General features: G+C 34.3%; 12 protein-coding genes and 1 tRNA gene. 11 read left to right on the top strand and 2 right to left on the bottom strand.

Features of this window, described 5'->3' with window-relative positions:
- Nucleotides 1-12 precede the first annotated feature (12 nt).
- Nucleotides 13-2,892: a hypothetical protein gene (locus tag M0P98_01475; GenBank protein ID MCK9265547.1), complete on the bottom strand. Its 2,880-nt coding sequence runs from the start codon at nucleotides 2,890-2,892 to the stop codon at nucleotides 13-15.
- A 618-nt stretch (nucleotides 2,893-3,510) separates the two neighbouring features.
- Between M0P98_01475 and M0P98_01470 the strand changes: the two genes are divergently transcribed.
- The 7 genes from M0P98_01470 to M0P98_01440 all read left to right on the top strand — a co-directional run bounded on the left by M0P98_01470 (nucleotide 3,511) and on the right by M0P98_01440 (nucleotide 13,261).
- Nucleotides 3,511-6,876 carry an SNF2-related protein gene (locus M0P98_01470; GenBank protein ID MCK9265546.1) on the top strand — a complete coding sequence of 1,122 codons (3,366 nt, stop codon included), beginning with the start codon at nucleotides 3,511-3,513 and terminating at the stop codon, nucleotides 6,874-6,876.
- Complete coding sequence (locus tag M0P98_01465; protein MCK9265545.1) at nucleotides 6,873-10,214, top strand: Eco57I restriction-modification methylase domain-containing protein; 3,342 nt, start codon at nucleotides 6,873-6,875, stop codon at nucleotides 10,212-10,214. The genes M0P98_01470 and M0P98_01465 overlap by 4 nt, the downstream gene beginning before the upstream one ends.
- Nucleotides 10,204-10,386: a hypothetical protein gene (locus M0P98_01460; GenBank protein MCK9265544.1), complete on the top strand. Its 183-nt coding sequence runs from the start codon at nucleotides 10,204-10,206 to the stop codon at nucleotides 10,384-10,386. The genes M0P98_01465 and M0P98_01460 overlap by 11 nt, the downstream gene beginning before the upstream one ends.
- Before the next feature lie 5 nt (nucleotides 10,387-10,391).
- The gene (locus tag M0P98_01455; GenBank protein ID MCK9265543.1) at nucleotides 10,392-11,771 is read left to right on the top strand and encodes a transglycosylase domain-containing protein; all 1,380 of its coding nucleotides are present in this window, start codon (nucleotides 10,392-10,394) and stop codon (nucleotides 11,769-11,771) included.
- A gap of 440 nt (nucleotides 11,772-12,211) precedes the next feature.
- Entirely contained in the window at nucleotides 12,212-12,535 is a 324-nt protein-coding gene (locus M0P98_01450) for a hypothetical protein (GenBank protein MCK9265542.1), read from the top strand.
- An 89-nt stretch (nucleotides 12,536-12,624) separates the two neighbouring features.
- Nucleotides 12,625-12,789, top strand: coding sequence for a hypothetical protein (locus M0P98_01445; GenBank protein ID MCK9265541.1), 165 nt, complete (start codon nucleotides 12,625-12,627; stop codon nucleotides 12,787-12,789).
- Nucleotides 12,790-12,832: 43 nt separating this feature from the next.
- On the top strand, nucleotides 12,833-13,261 hold the full coding sequence (locus tag M0P98_01440; GenBank protein ID MCK9265540.1) for a hypothetical protein: 429 nt from the start codon (nucleotides 12,833-12,835) through the stop codon (nucleotides 13,259-13,261).
- Nucleotides 13,262-13,613: 352 nt separating this feature from the next.
- Here M0P98_01440 and M0P98_01435 read toward each other — a convergent pair whose 3' ends face one another.
- Nucleotides 13,614-15,359, bottom strand: a complete 1,746-nt coding sequence (locus tag M0P98_01435; GenBank protein ID MCK9265539.1) for an IS1634 family transposase — start codon at nucleotides 15,357-15,359, stop codon at nucleotides 13,614-13,616.
- A gap of 155 nt (nucleotides 15,360-15,514) precedes the next feature.
- On the opposite strand from M0P98_01435, the gene M0P98_01430 reads away from it, so the two are divergent.
- The 4 genes from M0P98_01430 (at nucleotide 15,515) to M0P98_01415 (ending at nucleotide 18,670) form a co-directional block, all read left to right on the top strand.
- Nucleotides 15,515-16,123, top strand: a complete 609-nt coding sequence (locus M0P98_01430; protein MCK9265538.1) for a hypothetical protein — start codon at nucleotides 15,515-15,517, stop codon at nucleotides 16,121-16,123.
- Between the two features lie 347 nt (nucleotides 16,124-16,470).
- Nucleotides 16,471-16,544 (top strand) — tRNA-Arg (locus M0P98_01425).
- A 58-nt stretch (nucleotides 16,545-16,602) separates the two neighbouring features.
- Nucleotides 16,603-17,145, top strand: coding sequence for a hypothetical protein (locus M0P98_01420; GenBank protein ID MCK9265537.1), 543 nt, complete (start codon nucleotides 16,603-16,605; stop codon nucleotides 17,143-17,145).
- On the top strand, nucleotides 17,120-18,670 hold the full coding sequence (locus tag M0P98_01415) for a DUF1846 domain-containing protein (GenBank protein ID MCK9265536.1): 1,551 nt from the start codon (nucleotides 17,120-17,122) through the stop codon (nucleotides 18,668-18,670). Before M0P98_01420 ends, M0P98_01415 begins: the two co-directional genes overlap by 26 nt.
- The last annotated feature ends 111 nt before the right edge of the window (nucleotides 18,671-18,781 follow it).

Here is an 18,781-nt window from a genome sequence, read left to right as displayed (position 1 = left end):
CCTTTTTTACTTCTATTCATCTTTTATCAACCAACCGAAATTGTAAGCAGGGTCTTCTCTGCCAAAAGCAAGTAAATTTTTTGGAAGTGTTTTGTAATCTATCCACTTGTTTATATAACTTTTAAAAAGTCCTCTTTCTCCTTCTTTTTTTGATACACCTCTAACGATATTTAACCTGTACCTATCGCTTGTATGAGGTAAACACTTGTAAGGTATTCGAAAAAAAGCAGTCCAAGAGTCGTTTTCTACCTTAACTGTAACATTCCATAAAGAATCTTTTTGGGTGTAATTTCCGTGAGCAATATTTCTTAAATTTTTCTCTCCTTTAGAATCAACAACGAAATTAGAAGGAGGGAAGAGCCGTCTGGTCTCTATCTGTATTTGAACAGTTTCAATATACTCAAACTCTTGCTTCCCTTTTACTTGTAGAGTTGCTATATTTGGTGTCTGGCATTTGACAATAAAATTTAGAGCATCTTCAATGCAAAAAGCCTTCCAGAAAGTCTTATATTTCTGCACAAATTTACCAGTTTCAGGTTTAAACTCTTTTTTTGTCTTATCAAAATAGAACCAGAAAGGCAGGTTTTCTTCAAGGAGGTTGTCAATTATAGATTCAGTTTTATCTCTGATTGTTTTAGAGATTTCCTTGCATCTATAAACAGGAGGTGGAGGTTTTTTACCCGTATATTCAGGGAACAACAAGTTACCTTTTTTAATTTCTTTTTCTACATAAGGAAAATCTTCTTTAAGAACTTGTTCAAGCCACTTCATCCTCCATAAAATTTTTTCAGGAAAATATTTATAACCTTCAGCTTCTGCGTGAAAACCCAAACGAGGGTCTTTTTTTGTAAGTTCTAAAAGTTGTTTGCTTCTATCAAGTTCATCAACTACAATCTGTTTCATCTGTTTGAGAATATTTAACCGCTTTAGACCTTCCATCTCAAAAAGTTTTTCACGTAGGTCATAAAACCTAAGAATATGGTACCCGCTCTCAAACTGTATTCCGAGAGCTTCATCTACCCTCAACTTTTCTTCAATATCAATGTTGCCTTGATTTTTAACCAACTCTTTTTTTAATATTTTTACACCTTTATTCCACTCTTCAGACATATTTTTGCATAAACTCAATATTTCAGGGATGGTGTGAGTAAAAGTGAAAGACTGCCCTATTCTGTCTCCGCTTGGCGGGTAATTTATTAGATAGGTGGGAGCAAGAGGCTTGTTTTGTGGTTTCAGATGTAGTGGCCATACAGGTCCGTCGTGCATTGGTCCATAATACCCGAACATAGCGTTTACTGGGTAATTGGAATAAGCGTCTCTAAACAATTCCCACGCTTCAACAGTTTTTGCAGTATCTGCTTGCCACCAGCAACCTGCCAGTTTTTTTAAAAAAACATCTTCATTTTTTGGGAACGGCGCAAACGAAAGTTCTCCTGCTGCTTTTGTCATAAGCCCTGGGTATGCTCCAAAAAACCAGCATTCCATTACCCCGGTAACGCCTAATTTATGCATAGATTTAAATTTACGGTAGAGGTAACTCGGGACTGAAATCCAAGGTACAGTAGCCACTTCATGCGAACAACTTACCTGTATTTTAGCAAAAATAGGTGTCCCTGCTTTGACTGCATTTATAGCACATTTTTTGAATAGATTGCTTGGTCCTACATAAGAAAGCCAGTAATCCCCTGCATATCTTACCTTACCGAGTTGTTCTGTTCTCCCTGCAGACTCAAAGTTAAATTGAAGAACAATGTTTTTTGGCATTTTACCAGCAGCTTCTTCTGTTGCTTTTTCGCCCCAACCTACGTACTGACTGTAATGCCAAGAAATCAGTTGGGCTGAAGGGTTGGCTTTATGCATACTTTTTGCCATAATAGAAAGCATTTCGGAAACAACCTCTGCCGGCTCCCTTTTACTACATAAAGGACAGTTATTATTTAACGAGGTACCTGCATAACAGTTTGTAGGTCGTTCTCCTACTGAAATATTTATGAGACCTCCAAGGTTAGGAACGCTACTAAATAAGTTGTATATTGATTCTTTTATATATGCTTTCCCTTTATCAGTAGAAGTGCAGAAATAAGAAAAAGCATTATTGTTGTGCCCTTGAAGTTCAGGATATTTTTTTATCATAGGGTCACCTATAGCAAAAGCTATTGGTTCAATACAGAAAGGGTAAATTTTTATTCCGTAACGCCTACATTTGTCAACAGTAGCCCTTAATTTTTTGAGCCGTTTTTCTGAGTTTTTGCCATATTCAGGTATGATTTTAGAGGGAACAGTATCTGCGAAAGTAATCGTTAACCATAACCCGTTTACTCCATTATGAGCGAGTCTGTTGAGATACTCATCTGGGTAGTAGTCTATATCATCATTAAGTTCATCCCTATTTTTAGGAGGGCGGTTTATAGGTCCGTAACAACATCTTGATATACGAGTTTTTATAACAGGGGTGCGCTTTATTTTACCATACTTGAGAAAAGGTCCTCCCGAACGCAAAAGTTCGTCCTCAAGATATACCAATCCTCTCCTTATCCCCTCAGTATCCCCTGCCTGCACTTCTATTTTATCTTTTTTAATAAGGATAATATACTCTTCAAATGTAGATGTTTTAACTTTTTTTATAACAATGGGAAAGGTACCTTCTACAGATATTTCTCCGCATTCAAAAAACCTCTTAAAATCTTCAAATGCAGTTTCTAGCAATCCTTCTTTATCAGGGAACTTGTTGATGATTTTGACTCCGTATTTAAGAGAGGCTTCTCTCTCCTTTGCTTTGAGTCTTTTCCATTTGAAAGGTTGATGTAGAGGTTCACTTAGAATTTTAATAAATCCCCAATCTTTTTCTTCAGGTTGAGGTGGTTCAGGTTCAAGTTGCTGTATATATTTCATTTTCCCTCCATTGTTTAACGGGCTGGAATGATATCTATTATATTACTATTTATTACTAAAAGATACTAATAGTTTATAAAGAAACTAAGAAAAATAAAACGCTTCCGTATTCCCTATTCAAGTACTAAAAAATCCTTCTCCTTTACACTTTTGCTTTCTACCCTTGAGAGGAAAAGATAAAGAAGGCGAAATTATTCCCTCAATAAATAGCCATTTATTTGTTAGTAATGAATTTTGTTTAAGTAGTGATATAAAGAAAAGAGAGGTCGGAATAAATTTAGATCGTCTCAAAGATTTGCGAGTAAAAGCAGATTATTATAAAAGTTGGTCTGTAGCTATAGAAGCACAAGGAACTACTGCACTTAAATTCGCCGATAAAATCATTTCAAACATTTCTTCCCTTAGCACATAAACACTTAACAGACAATACTTGCGATATATTTGTATTGACTCTCTTTCTCTAAAAGTATAATGAATATGCTTTTAATAGACACATTTCTAAATATTGTGTAAAATAGATACAATGCTGTACACATTCAAGCAGGTATGGACACCCAACTATGAGATGCTTGCAACTCTGCTTTTATTTTTAACGCAAGAATTGCACAATAAATCTATATGAAAAATTTCATAACCAATAGTGGTGCAGAAAACCTAAAAAAACGACTGGTTAAACTGATAAGCAAAAGTGATGAATTAAAATTTTTGGTCGGTTTTTTTTATTTCTCTGGTATAAGGGAACTTTGCTCTGAACTCAAGCAAAACCCCAAAGTAATACTTAAAGTCCTGGTTGGTCTCAATGTTGATAAATTAAATTTTCAATTGGTTGAGTATGCTGATTTAGATGATCACAGCGGTCGTTTATCTAATGAAGAAATAAGCCAAAGGTTTTTTGAATCCATAAAAAAATCCATTAACACTGAAAAGTTTGACACCAAAGAATTTTACATACAAGTCAAGTTTTTTATGGACCTTATAAAAAGTAATCGGCTCATTATAAGAAAGACCTTCCATCCTAACCATGCGAAACTATACATATTCAAATTGCAGGATGAGCAGGTAGGACGCCAAAATCTCTTCATCACCGGTAGCAGTAACCTTACAGGTTTAGGGCTTACTACTCAAGAAGAGTTTAACGTTGAAATCAGCGATTACGGTTTTGAAAGTGCTGAAGAATACTATGATACCTTATGGAACGAAGCGGTCAAAATTACCGAAAATACAGATCTTAAGAAAAGATTGATAGAACTTGTTGAAAAAGAAACCCTAGTCAAAAAAATCACTCCATTTGAAGCGTTTGTTCTTATTCTGAAAATATACCTTGATTCTTTTGAAAAAAGAGAAATTGGGCAATCTCTTATCAAAACTCTCGAAGACAACGGCTATATACCTTATCAATATCAATTGGATGCTATTCGCCAAGCATTAGCAATAATAGAAAACAACAATGGTGTTATTCTTGCTGACGTTGTAGGGCTGGGTAAAACTATTATTGCTTGTTCCGTTGCCAAAGAATTGCGGAAAAGAGGAGTAATAATCTGCCCGCCCGGTATTATGGGAGACCCCAGAAAAAAAGATTCCGGCTGGAATATGTATAAAGAGCAATTTGGTTTATATGACTGGGAGGTATGGTCTCTCGGTGATTTGGAAAAACTTCAGGAATTTGTAAAGAAAACCAAAGATGTAGAGGTTGTTATAGTTGACGAAGCACATCGGTTCAGAAACCAAGATACGGAGAGTTATGAATATTTAAAAAATATCTGTCGTAACAAATTAGTAATGCTTCTTACTGCTACTCCGTTCAACAACCGCCCAGGTGACATTTTATCACTTCTCAAACTATTTATCACTCCAAAGAAATCATCAATAACCATGGAAAACAGTCTTGTTGATCGCTTCAAGTCTTTCAAAGGTTCTTTTGACCGACTCGGTTATATCAAGAAACACTGGAATGCAACAAACCAGCAAAAACGTAGTAAAGCACATAGTGATTACAAAACATTTTTTGGAGAAAAATTTGATGTTGTCTCTGGTTTGGAAAAAGTAGCAAGACGTTCAAAATATCTGGCAAAACAGATACGAGATGTTATAGAACCCGTAACTATTCGACGCAATCGTTTAGATTTGGAAGAAAACCCAGATTATAACAAAGAAGTAAAAAATCTGTCTAAGGTTGCCGACCCTAAAGAATGGTTCTTTGAACTGACAAAGGAACAATCTGTTCTTTATGACAATGTAATCAAATTATACTTTGGCGACCCTGATAACGGCGGAATGTTTAAGGGAGCGATTTACAGGCCTTTTGAATACGAAACGGCAAAAGAAAAAATTGTGGGAGAAAAACTGTCTGATAAAGAAAATTTTGAATTTTATTCCCAACGTAATCTATACGATTTTATGCGCCGGTTGCTGGTAAAAAGATTTGAAAGTTCGTTCGGCTCCTTTGAACAAAGTCTTAAAAACTTCAAACGTATTGCTGAATCAGTCTTAACATTCATTGAGCGAACAGGCAAATATATACTGGATAGAAGTTTGCTTGAACGAATATACGACAAAGAACCAGAAGAGATTGAAGAACATCTGGACGAATATACGAAAAAAATCAACGCAGGCGAGTATCCTAAAAACCATAAAGTTTATAAACTGGCTGACTTTAAGTATAGAGATGAATTTATAGAAGACATAAAATCTGACCTGAAGCTTTTCAATGAAATTCTTGATTCTCTGAATAAATTTAATCTGGTCAGAAATGATCCCAAGACATCTTGTTTGATTAAAAACCTTGAATCTCAACTAAAAAAAGAGCCCAACAGAAAAATTGTTATCTTTTCCGAATATCTTGATACAGTGAAATATCTTGAACCACATATTAAAAAAGTCTTTGGCGATAGGTTGCTGGTTATTGCTGGTGACCTGACAGCAAAAAACCTATCTGCAATAAACACAAATTTTGACGCTTCCTTCTCTGAACAGAAAGATGATTTTGATATCTTGTTATCTTCAGATAAAATTTCAGAAGGTTTTAACCTAAACCGTTCTGGTATTGTCATCAATTATGATATTCCATGGAATCCTGTTCGCATTATTCAACGGTTGGGACGTATCAACCGAATAAGTAAAAAAGTGTTTGACAAACTTTTTATCGTCAACTTCTTTCCTACTGAACAGGGGGCAGAATTGGTACAAGCAAGGGAGATTGCCAGCAATAAAATGTTTTTGATTCATAATACTCTCGGTGAAGATTCTAAAATATTTGCTATTGACGAAGAACCGTCTCCTGCCAAATTATATAACAAAATGCAACAAAATCCCGACAAACTGGAAGAAGAAAGTTTTTATACAAAGGCTTTAAAAGAGTTTATAAGAATAAAAAAAGAAAATCCAGGTCTAATTGCTGCTTTGGAAACTTTCCCTCCACGTATAAAAGTGGCAAAAAAAGCTGATACAGATGAACTATTGGTCTTTCTTAAAAAAGGCAGACTGTATATTCATGGAACCATATACAAGCAGGAAGAGAAAGATACCTTTTTTCAGGCAACTTTTGAAGAATCCTACAATAAAATTCTGTGTAAACCTGACGAAGAACCGTTAGAACTCGGAGCAAAGTTTTGGAGTGCTTATGAAAGTATAAAAAACTTCAGGGATCACAGAGTAGGACCGCCAACTGAACGAAGTTTGGAAGAACAAGCCAAGAACAACCTTAAGACACTTATATATAGAAACCATACAGAAGAAATACAACTGGTAAAAAATTTCTTAAAAGTACTGCTTGAAGATATTACCGATTATGGCACATTGCCGGATTATACATTGCGAAGGATAGCCAACTTTGAAAGCAGCACAGAAAAACAACTTAACCAATCTCTCAAAGAAATCTATGCTTTGAAAGATAAACTTGGTGCTGATTATCTTGAAAGAGAGAAATTCCAACAAAAGAATTTAACTAAAGAAATTATTGTTGCTATTGAAAATCAAAAATTATGAAAAGACAAATTCTCCAGGATATTATTAACAATTTTAATGAAGAAAAATTCATAAGGTTTTTTCGTGAGGCGAATGATAAATTCCGCCATCCCAATGAGTCTCTGCGTCACGAGGATGATAACTTCGGACAGGGCACCAAATTGGAAGAAATTGATTTTGAAGATGGAAACCTAATAGTATGTTCGTTGCCTGTTAAAAAACCTCTAACAGAAAGAGCAGGGAAAAAAGTACAGTATGAACTGGGTAAGAAAATCCTTAAAGAGACCCAGACCGATGCAGGTATTTTTATTTTTTATGATAAAAATGGCAACTTTCGTTTCAGTTTAATCTACGCAAACTATCTGGGTAAACGTCGTGATTGGAGCGCTTTCCGCCGCTTTACCTATTTTGTAAGTAAAGATCTTACAAATAAAACATTTCTTCAAAGAATTTCTGAAGGTAATTTTTCTTCTCTGGAAAAAATTAAGGAAATTTTTTCTGTAGAAAAGGTTACTAAGGAATTTTACCAAGATATAGCTTACTGGTATTTCTGGGCGGTTAAGAATTCCAGATTCCCCAAGGATGCCGAGGTAGAAGATAATGGTAGGAATGTTGCTATTATCCGGCTAATAACAAGAATGATTTTTATCTGGTTTATGCGGGAAAAAGGTTTGATGCCAAAAGAACTGTTTGAAAAAGAAAATATCAATGGAATTCTTAAAAACATTGATTCTGACGATTCAACTTACTATCGGGCAATCTTGCAAAACCTGTTTTTCGCTACCTTAAATACCAAAAAAGGCGAACGACAGTTCAGAAGCGAAATACGTGGGTATAAAGGATATAATCCCGATTTCAGCAATCAATACGTATATCGTTACCATGACCTTTTTACAAACTCTGAAAAAATGGAAGAATATTTTGGAAATATTCCGTTTCTTAACGGTGGGCTGTTTGACTGTCTCGATGATGGTACAAATGATATTTACATAGATGGTTTTACTGAAAGAAAACAAGAATATCAACCGAGTGTCCCGAATTTTCTATTCTTCAGCGATGAGCAAAATATTGACTTAAACTCTGATTATGGTACTAAAAACAAGAACTATAAGGTACAGGGACTTTTGAATATTTTATCTTCATTTAACTTTACTATTGACGAAAACTCTCCAGACGATGCAGATATTGCTCTTGACCCAGAACTTCTGGGCAGGGTTTTTGAAAATCTTCTGGCAAGTTTTAATCCTGAGACATCCACTACCGCTCGCAAAGCTACCGGCAGTTATTATACTCCAAGAGAAATTGTTGATTATATGGTTGTAGAATCGCTTAAAGCGTATTTCAAGACACACCTTTCAGAAATAGACAATATTGACGGGAAACTTGACACCTTGTTTTCAAAAGAAAAAGAGGAAAACCCTTTTAATAAATCTGAATCTAAAGAACTTGCGGAACTAATTGAAAGCGTTAGAATTGTTGACCCGGCTGTGGGTTCAGGTGCTTTTCCAATGGGCGCACTTAACAAGATGGTATTTATCCTTGGTAAAATTGACCCTGACAACGAATTATGGAAACAGGCACAACTCGCAGCCGCAAATAAAATACCAGACCTACAGGTCAGCAAAATTGCAAAACAGCAGATTGAAGAATTCTTCAAAGACAAAAATGCTGACTATGGACGTAAACTATACTTAATACAAAAATGTATTTACGGCGTGGATATTCAGCAAATCGCTGTAGAAATAACTAAACTACGCTTCTTCATTTCTCTTCTTGTAGATGAAAAAATTGATGAAACAAAAGAAAACTATGGGATTGAAGCATTGCCAAACCTTGATTTTAAAATTATGCAGGGCAATAGTCTGATTTCTGAATTTCTTGGGATAGATTTTGATAAAGAAAACGGAGAAGAAAAAGAGCAGACAGGGTTGGGATTTGAAGAAAAGGCAGACTCTATTATTAAAGAATTTGAGCAAAAGAAATTTGATTTTCAAAATGAATCCGACAGACATAAAAAAAATAAATTAAAACAAGAAGTGGAAGATTTGATGATAAAAATCTTTGAATCAAAAATAAAAAAACAGAAAGCAGGTTATTTTAGACAAATAGAAGACATTGAAAGGAAATATGAGATACTTCCTAACAAGAAAACACGCGAAGAACAAATATCGAAAGAAAAACAAAAACTTTCTAAAAAAACCGGCTTTGATTTAGAAAATATAGAAAAACAACTTCGAGAATTTACCAGCAAGAATAAAACACGACCGTTTTTCCTCTGGAAACTCTACTTTGCAGAAGTCTTTGAAAAAGGTGGTTTTGATATAGTTATTGGAAACCCGCCGTATGGAGCTAAATATTCGAATCAGGAAAAAGAGTTCTTTAAAATGCGCTATAAAAGCACAAAAACTTATGAAGGACAAAGGGGTTCTACAGATACCTTTGTCATATTTACTGAAATGGGCTTTAATATTCTAATAAAGAATGGCAGTCTCAATTTCATATTACCGATATCTATAACTTCTAGCGATTCGATGGCAAATATACACGAACTTTTGGAAGAAAACTGCAGGATTATCAAAATTTCATCTTACGCTGTTAGACCACAGCCTATATTTGAAAATTCTGTTGTAAATACAGCTATTCTTTTTTTTATTAAGACGCTTGCAAGAAATGAGCAGATTATGACAACAAAAATGTATAGGAAAGGAAAAAGATTTGATTTAGCTAACTTATTGAAGAACCTTCAATTTATAGACGTAAAAGATTATAAGCTTAGAGGAAGGTATCCTAAAATTGGCTTACCTATCGAAATCGATATGTTGAAAAAATTGCTCAAATTAAAAATAAAAATTAAAGATCTTTTAAACGACAGCGGTAAACCAATATATTATCGTTTTGCTGGAGGGCGATATTTCAAAGTCGTTACGAACTACTCTACGGGTTCTTCCGCGGAAAGAAAAATATGTTTTGATAGTGAGATAGCTGACATTGTGGGGGCAATTTTAAGTAGTAATTTATTTTTTTGGTTTTATCAGATTTATTCCGATAACTTAAATCTAAAATCGTACGAGGTTGAATCATTTCCAATTCCCCTAAATAAAATAAGCAAGGAAAATATCAAAAAAATTAAAGAGTTATACGTCACTTATCTAAAAAGCGTTGAAGAAAATGCGCGCATAAGAACAACAAGGAATTATGCAAATATAGATTCCTTCAAGGAGTATAAAATAAGCAAATCAAAAAAATATATTGATGGAATCGATGATTACATTGCGCCCCTGTATGGGCTTAGTCAAGAAGAATTGAGATTTGTAAAAAATTATGAACTAGAGTTTAGGTTATTAGGAAATGAAGATTGATTTGAATAATTCTAAAATCCTTGCTACTACTAAAGATGATGACTATTTAGAAAACTCTAACAAACAAGCAAAAGTTAAAGAATACGAAAAACAAATCGACCAACTTGTCTATAAACTCCACGACCTAACCGAAGAAGAAATCCAAACCATCGAAAATGAATCTTCAACCTAAAATTTATGACCAAATTAAAAGAGAAAGAAGCTGATTGGCAACAATATTATCCAGCTTCTAAATTTACGGATAGAGATATTTTGCTTAAGGAATATGAAAATTGTGCCGCAAATATTCAATCTCAAGAACGAATATTTTTAAACGCAGCAAATTTTATCCTCGTAATATCTGCTATGCTCGGTTCAATAGCTGTAAGTTTTCTCCACAATCCTACTAAATTTTTTAATGGTGCGTTATCAACACAAACGTTATTAATTCTTACATTTATAATTTGTTCTTTTTCTTGGTTAACGGTAAGATATTTTGCAGAGAGGCAAAAGTCAATAATTTTTGATTCAAGAAAAATTGTCATTTTAAGACACATGCTAGGTTTGTATTATGGCACCCAGCACTTAGTTTTACCTAATTGGAGAATAGAGGGAGCCACTAATCCATTTGCCATAAAGCTTTTTCCTGGCTGGTTTTCGTATGTTACATATCCCTTTTGGCTAATTTGTGTAACTTCGACCATTCTTTTGTATGGAATTTTGCCACATATAATCAAAAATTTCGTTTCATTATCTAGTATTATGTCATCTCCAAGTAATCAAATAACCTTTGCTGCTATTTTTCTTATGTTGTGGGTCATTGTAATTTCTTTCTCTTTTCGTTTCGCATTATACGATACAAATGAAAGATTAGTATTAAGTCTTGCTAAAAGACTTGCTAGTTGTTTTCATTTAGGACTTGTAAAAGATTTTGAATACGTAATCTACAGAGCTAAATTAGCAGTGTATGAAACTCAACGTATGAAAATTGATTTAACAGTATTTAAAAAAAATCTAATATTCATCGAAGATCGTGGTTTTTATAAACATAAAGGAATTAGCATAAAAGCAATCGCAAGAGCTATTTTAGGTATTATAGGAAAAAAACGTCGTTCAGGAGGTTCAACTATTACTCAGCAATTAGTTAGAACATTGTTCATAAAAGAAATGAATAAAACTTTTAGGCGAAAAATAGTTGAAATAATTTTAGCTCTGTGGTTTGAAAAAGTATGTTCAAAAGAAGAAATATTGGAAATTTACTTATCTTCAGTTCGCTTCGAAAACAGAGTAAATGGTATTACAGAGGCACTCAAATATTTCTTTCAATGGTCCAAAGGCAAGTCAATTTCTGAGCCAGAAATATTTTTTCTTATTGAAAGAATTTCCAATGTTAGGTCCTTAATTTTAACAAATAAAATTTCTGATACATTGTATCAGATGTTCGAAAAAAGATTATTAACAAGCGAGGATATTTCAGAGATTAAAGCAATTTATTCTAAAATGTATCAATCTAAAAAATTAAAAGTTGAAAATAAAGAAATTTTTGAAAAATGGTTAGGTTATAAGTTAATAGAGTAAAAACGATAACATTGACCATCATAAAAAAATTTTAGAATATTTTGCGAAAGTTTTTTATTTCTTTTGAAGTTAGAAAAATGCTTAAATTGTGATAAGAAGCCTCATCTTTTGATATTTGAAAAAAACCAATATAATTTGCTGATTTTCTTAACGAGGACATAGCGTATCTTTTAGGGCTTATTGTGGGGAAAGGGATTTTTGTTAAGGAAGGACAAATATGGCGCTTGGTAATTACTTTTCCATATAAAAATTTAGTTGCTAAAAGCTATAAAGATGTATACAATAAGCCTTTGGAGTTATAAAATAGCTTAGATGTAGTCGTAAATAGAATACGTAAATATAGTCTTGATCTTGCTAAAGAGAATCGTAATAAAAACGATGTATCGTTAATAATTACTTGGCATAGAGAGGATTTATCATGGCTAATCTTAAAATATCTTTTGAATGATGAATTTACGGATTTTCATTCCTTTAGAATTCCAAGAACAATTTTTGAAGCTGACAAAGAGATACAAAAAGAATTTTTAAGGAGATACTTTGATACAACTGGACATATCAGAAAATCTAATGCTGCTTTTGGAAAAGAAGATCAACATCGTATATATTTGGAAGCAGATCAGAGAAATTGGTTGCTTATTGCTGATTTAGCTAAGTTGTTATATAACATTGAAATGCCAATACATACTATAGATTTTGGACATCCGAATTTTAGAGATCCTGAACAAAAAAAGCAAAGGGTTTTTGGGCGAAAGAACATCAAATAAAAATCTTTGCAAATCAATTTGCCCTGGTAGGCTCCTATTTAAATCATAAAGATAAAGTACTTAAAGAATTGGCGAGTAAAAATCGCAATATGATTTATCGCTCAGCAGGAAAAAAAAAGGCATACAGGATAAAAGAAAAACCAGAACATAAAGAGGAAATTTCAGAAAAACTACCTGTTTTTCTTCGAGGGCGACATTTTAACCATTGGAGGGAACTTTTAAATTACTTAATTACTATTACAGAAAATGAATAGGCAGGGAAACACTTCCAAACGAGAGATTGTTTTATATGTACCGATGAAAAAATGGTTTTGTGATTATCTGCAAAATAAGAATCGGAATGCTGAGGTTACGGTTCATGATGTTCATAACATCTACTTGAGCGATTTTTTTACAAAAACTACGTTTCGAAAAAACTTTCCGGACTATCCTACATATAAAATCAAAATTGATTTATTAGGCGTTGTAAAAGAAAAAGACAAGTATGGATTGATATTTATAGAGGTGAAATATGGAGCTTTAAACTTTTCTCATCTTGCTCAAATCCTTGTCTATTCAAAGCTTGTAAGACCTTCACAAGCAATTCTGATATCTCCCCAAGGGTTAAGTGTGCATTTAAACAATATTATAAATAAATATCAGCGTGAAGACATGCTTGAGTATATGACTAATCGCAAAATTCAGCTTGCTAAATGGGATGAACACCGCGGGGGTATTCTTTTTTGAGGTTTTCTATAAAAATAGTAAGTGAAATCCTCGCTACCACTAAAGATGATGACTATTTACAAAACTCTAACAAACAAGAAGTCGTAAACTTTGCTAAGAGTCATAGAATAAGCGTTGATATTGTATTAGATCGCTTAGCACATGAAAACGAAATATCTTGGAAAAATATCGCAAATTCACGCAAGAAGCTTACTATTAAGATATAAACAGCTTATGTCATTTTATCAATTTCTCTACGGTTCGGACAAAGTCCAGTAGTCGGAGCTAGCTAGCGTGAGTTTCCCACTTTAGAAGGAAAAAAGCGTCGAACCCATTGATATAATTATAACACAGCAATTTTGACTTGTATATACTAAACTGCTGTTTTTTGTATTATTTTCCACATTTGTTCTTCTATATCGCTCATAGATTCCAACTGGCTTTCAACCTTTGGTCTACCCTTTTTACCCGTATAATAGATTGTGGTTGATTTTCTTATATTGGATAATCGTTCTATGATTTCCTCCAGCGACATTTTCATACCGGCGTCAAAGAGTTTTTTTCTCAAAAGCTCGCTTATCAATAATCCCAGCAGACAAATGAAGGTATGTACTTTTATCTTTTGGTCAGTCCAGTGGTATTGAGGTCGTACACTAAAATGATATGGATTTTTAAGGTGCCTGAATATTCTTTCTATTTTACTTTGCCCATGATATGCTTCAATTATTTCTTCGTTTGTCCATTCCATCCTGTTGGTGAAAAATATCTTTTTGCCGAAAACTTCATTTATTATTTTATTCTGGGCTTTTTTATCAATCACCCATAATACATCAAACCCACTTTTATTCTCTGCAGATTCTTTTATTTCTACCTTTATAACTCCTTTGAGCAGCTTTCCAGAAATAATCTTGCTTATCTGTTCTTGAAGCTGTTCTTTGTTTCTTTTTCTTGCACCAGGCGAATTCAGCTTTTCCTTCAACAACTCCAGGGAATTGACTTTTTTATCTATATCTAAAAAGAAACCTCTTATCTGTCCGTCTTTTAGTTTTTCGCTTCTCTTAATTATTATCCTGTGCTCTTTACCCCATAATTCTTTTTCAGCTCTGTGGACGAGAACCTTTTTACCGTCCGCTAATTCTATTTGTTCATATTTTTTATAAGGGATTTTTATTAAGTCAGAATGAGAATAAATAGAGAGTGTCCCCACATACCCAAGTTTCTTTTCCTTTAATATGTCCATTCCTTTCGAGCTGTTATTGCCCTTGTCAAAAACAAGCGTTATTTCTTCAACCTGCCCGACAATGCTTTTCAACCTTTGCAGCATTTTTTCCAAATACTCAGGAAAGATAGAAACATCATTCTTGTTACCCTGATAGATATACGAAAAAATGGGTAGAAAAAAATCTTTCGTGGTTAAAAGAGCGAGATTGTATTGCCGTAGGTCATCTCTCTTCTGTTTATTTTTGCCTCGTTGCCCGATGGTATTCTTTGAGTTGCTGGTATTAATATAAGTATAAAAGTTTGTGCTGTCGTAAAACAATATAGACCAGTTTAACCTATATTTCTTATCTACCGTCCTGATTATCTCCTCCTCTATCTTTTCTATATCTTCTTGTCTTATTTTATCCATCTGGTCCCAGAAATGCTGACTGGTTATCCGTCGCACATCAAAACCCCATTGTTCAGGCAAAGTGGTGGTCTCTACCCACTGACTAAAACTTCTCTTGCTTGCAGGTTTGACAACCCGGTGAATTGCTCCCAGTAAGATGGTCTGTCCAACGCTAAGCCCATCCCGCTTCTGTTTAGGAAAATATTTATTAAGTATGTTCAGCAATTCTATCTCTTTACTTGCATTTAATAACCCCAATACTGCGCCGTGAGAAAAACTCTTCACTGTTCTATCACGTTGTTGTTCAATACGTTTCAATAAATTCTCTACCTTGCCTATATATTCAAGCACAACAGGTTGAGGTTTGCCATTAATCCTTCTGCATTCCACTATATACCAGTATTCATTGCCATTTACTTTTTTCTTCTGTAATGTTGCCATAATAACATTAGTATATACATACCTTTTTATTTTGTCAAATATATTTTTATTCTTTTTAATAACAAGCATTTTAAGAGTATATAATATTGTTTTAATTATTTATTTTAGTATATACATAAAAAATAAGCGGAAACCCTTATCCTTACTTAATTTTGTATTATTTTATGTTATGAAAGTGGGAAACTCACGCTAGGGGGTAATCCAAACTTATTGTATTAAAGTATGTGATTTTTAGCACAACAGGGGAGGATGCTCTTGAGCCAAAGAAAGACGCACCTAAAGAGAACACAGCAAAAGATAAAGATTTTGAGCAATTATTGATAGATTCATGGAATTATCCCGGTAATTTTACTAAGAATATGGTTGTAAAAACAGCTGACGACAAGAGTTTGCTGTATATGGTGGTAGAGAGATTAGAATTGAAGTATTACAGGGAATACTGGTTATTGGATGCTGTTTTATACACTACTTTTTACGAGAAAGAAGGAAAGGAATTGATGAATCCATCTTATTCTTGTGCAGAATACTTGCCTGTAATCATTGAGCATGAAAACAATATGAAGGATAGTAGCCTTGAGATGAATAAACTATCCATTTTTAATTCCCCTCTTAAGGTTCTCATTACTTATCCAGAAGGTAGGGATAAAGATGTGTATCTAAATGCGTATGCTGAGATTCTCAAAAAAGCCGATGTTTTTGATGATTTTTCAACGATGAGAAAACATTTAGTAATCTTGGGGTCAAGAGTCAATGGAGAAATTTTCTGGGAATTTTTTGCATACAAGAATGGTGGTTGGATTGAAATAAGCAAGCCGAAAGCAAATAATAGTTAATTTATAGATGTCCCAATCCCTTTTCGCCTTCGGCGACTTGTCCAGAGTATCCCCGAGGGATAAAACTCATCCCATTAACCTCTCTATAGCCCCCTCACCCTTAATCCCTCTCCCCCAAGGGTAGAAGGCAAAAGCTGGGATAAATCCGGAATGACATATAAGGGACAATCTTTACATTCCTCTCCTACTGTGTCTTGTCCGAGTACCTCCGAGGAATAACCTTCGTTTCTATCTGTATTATTTAATCTTTTTTTCAACTTTTAAGAAAAATATTAGGTGATGCAGGACTAAAAAAAAAAAATGTGGTAAAATATAAATATATATTTCTGTTTGAGTGCAAAAAAAATGCCCCTGTAGCTCAGATGGATAGAGCAACGGTTTCCTAAACCGTGTGTCGCCTGTTCGAATCGGGCCAGGGGTACTTGTTTTATTATAAAAAAGTGTATTTAGGAGGGGTTTCTAATTTTAAGGAGTTGCTAATGAGAAAAAATGTGGTAGTTGGGGTTTGTGGCTCTATTGCTGCTTATAAATCTTGTGAAATAGTTAGGCAGTTGAAAAAGAGAGGGTGGAATGTCAAGGTTGTTATGACAAAGGCGGCTTCTCATTTTATTACGCCTCTTACCCTTGCAACCCTTTCTGGAAATTCTGTATACTTGGATATGTTTTCAAAAGAAGCGTACACCTCTAACGATATAAGCCATATATCTTTATCTGAATTTGCGGATATTATTCTTGTAGCTCCAGCCACCGCAAATGTGATAGGAAAACTTGCCTCTGGCGTGTGTGATGATTTATTGACCAGCACGATTATTGCTTTTCAGGGGAAAGTGATTTTTGCGCCTGCTATGAACGACAATATGTGGAATAATAAAATCCTTTCTGAAAATGTAGAGAAGTTAAAAAAGGTTGGATATCTATTTGTTGAACCAGAAGCAGGGGAACTTGCGTCAGGCAAGAAAGGGACAGGTCGTCTTGCTACGATTGAAAAGATAGTTGATGATGTTGAAAAAATTTACAAATAAGAGAGAAGGTATGATTACTGGTATAGGTTTTGATAATGAAAAGTATCTTGAAGAGCAGAGCAAAGAAATCCTTAAACGTATAGATATGTTTGAAGGGAAACTCTATTTAGAGTTTGGCGGGAAACTTCTTTATGATTACCACGCTGCCAGAGTTTTGCCCGGGTACGACCCTAACGTCAAGATTAAACTTTTGAAACAACTTGAAGATAAGATAGATATTCTACTTTGTATCTATGCTGAAGATATAGAAAAAGGGCATATTAGGGGAGACTTTGGGATTACTTATGATGTAGATACTCTAAAACTTATTGACGGGCTTAGAGATTATGGGTTAGATATTCTTGGGGTGGTTATAACACGTTTTGATAACCAACCACAAGCTATAAATTTTCAAAAACGACTTGAGAACCATAATATTACTGTATATCTTCATTCTGCTACAAAAGGGTATCCCACAGATATAGAAACTATTGTGAGTGAGGAAGGTTACGGTAAAAACAGTTATATAAAGACGAACAACCCTGTTGTTGTGGTGACAGGTCCTGGTCCTGGAAGCGGAAAACTGGCAACCTGTTTGTCTCAACTTTACCACGACCATAAGAGAGGAATACGTTCGGGATATGCTAAATTTGAAACTTTTCCTGTATGGGATATTCCTTTAAAACACCCAGTAAACCTTGCTTACGAAGCAGCAACAGTAGATGTGAACGATGCCAATGTTATAGACCCGTTTCATCTTAATACTTACGGAAAAAGTACTGTTAATTATAATAGAGATGTTGAAATTTTTCCTGTACTAAAAAGGATTCTTGAAAAGATAACAAACGGGCAGATACCTTACTCTTCTCCTACTGATATGGGGGTTAACCGTGTTGGAGCAGCAATTATAGATGATAGTCTTGTTAGGCAGGCGGCTCAACAGGAACTTATAAGAAGATATTTTAGGCATAGGTATGAATCTATACTTGGCGTTGGAGGTAAAGAGATTGTTGATAAGACGATTCTTCTAATGGAAGAATGTGGAACTAAAATAGAGGATAGGTTGGTTGTAAAACCAGCAAGAAAAGCTGCTTCTGAGGAAAGGAAAAACAGAATAAATCTTCCGAAAATAAGTTGGGGGGCTGCTTTACAATTAAAAGATGATACTATCATAACAGGAAAAAATTCTTGTTTGATGAGTGCTGCTTCCTCCCTTGTACTTAACGCTATAAAATATTTGGCAGGTATACCTGACCAGATACATCTTCTTTCACCACACGTAATAGAGAATATTGCCACTATGAAAAGGGATATTCTGAACCTTAAAAGCGAAATTCTTGATCTTGCGGAAACTTTGATAGTATTAAGTTTTTCTGCGGCAACAAATCCTTCAGCTGAGGTTGCTATGGCAAAACTTAACGAACTTTCAGGTTGCGATGCTCATTTTACTCATATTCCTATCCCTGGGGATGAGATAGGGTTAAGGAATCTTCGAATATATATTACAACGGATGGAGCTTTCCCTTCTAGTAATCTTGTCTTTTAAGATATGCTTAATTTTAAATAGGTGCGGGGTTAAAATAAGTGCGAAGTGTGTTTTTTTGTTATAGAAAGTGTGGGGTAGCTTGTTGAATTTGGCAGAAAATAGTTAAAAATG

The organism is bacterium, from assembly GCA_023230585.1.
Taxonomy (GTDB): Bacteria; Ratteibacteria; UBA8468; order B48-G9; family JAFGKM01; genus JALNXB01.
The sequence above is the reverse complement of the archived record's forward strand: the minus strand, read 5'-3'. Positions and strand labels throughout refer to the sequence as shown.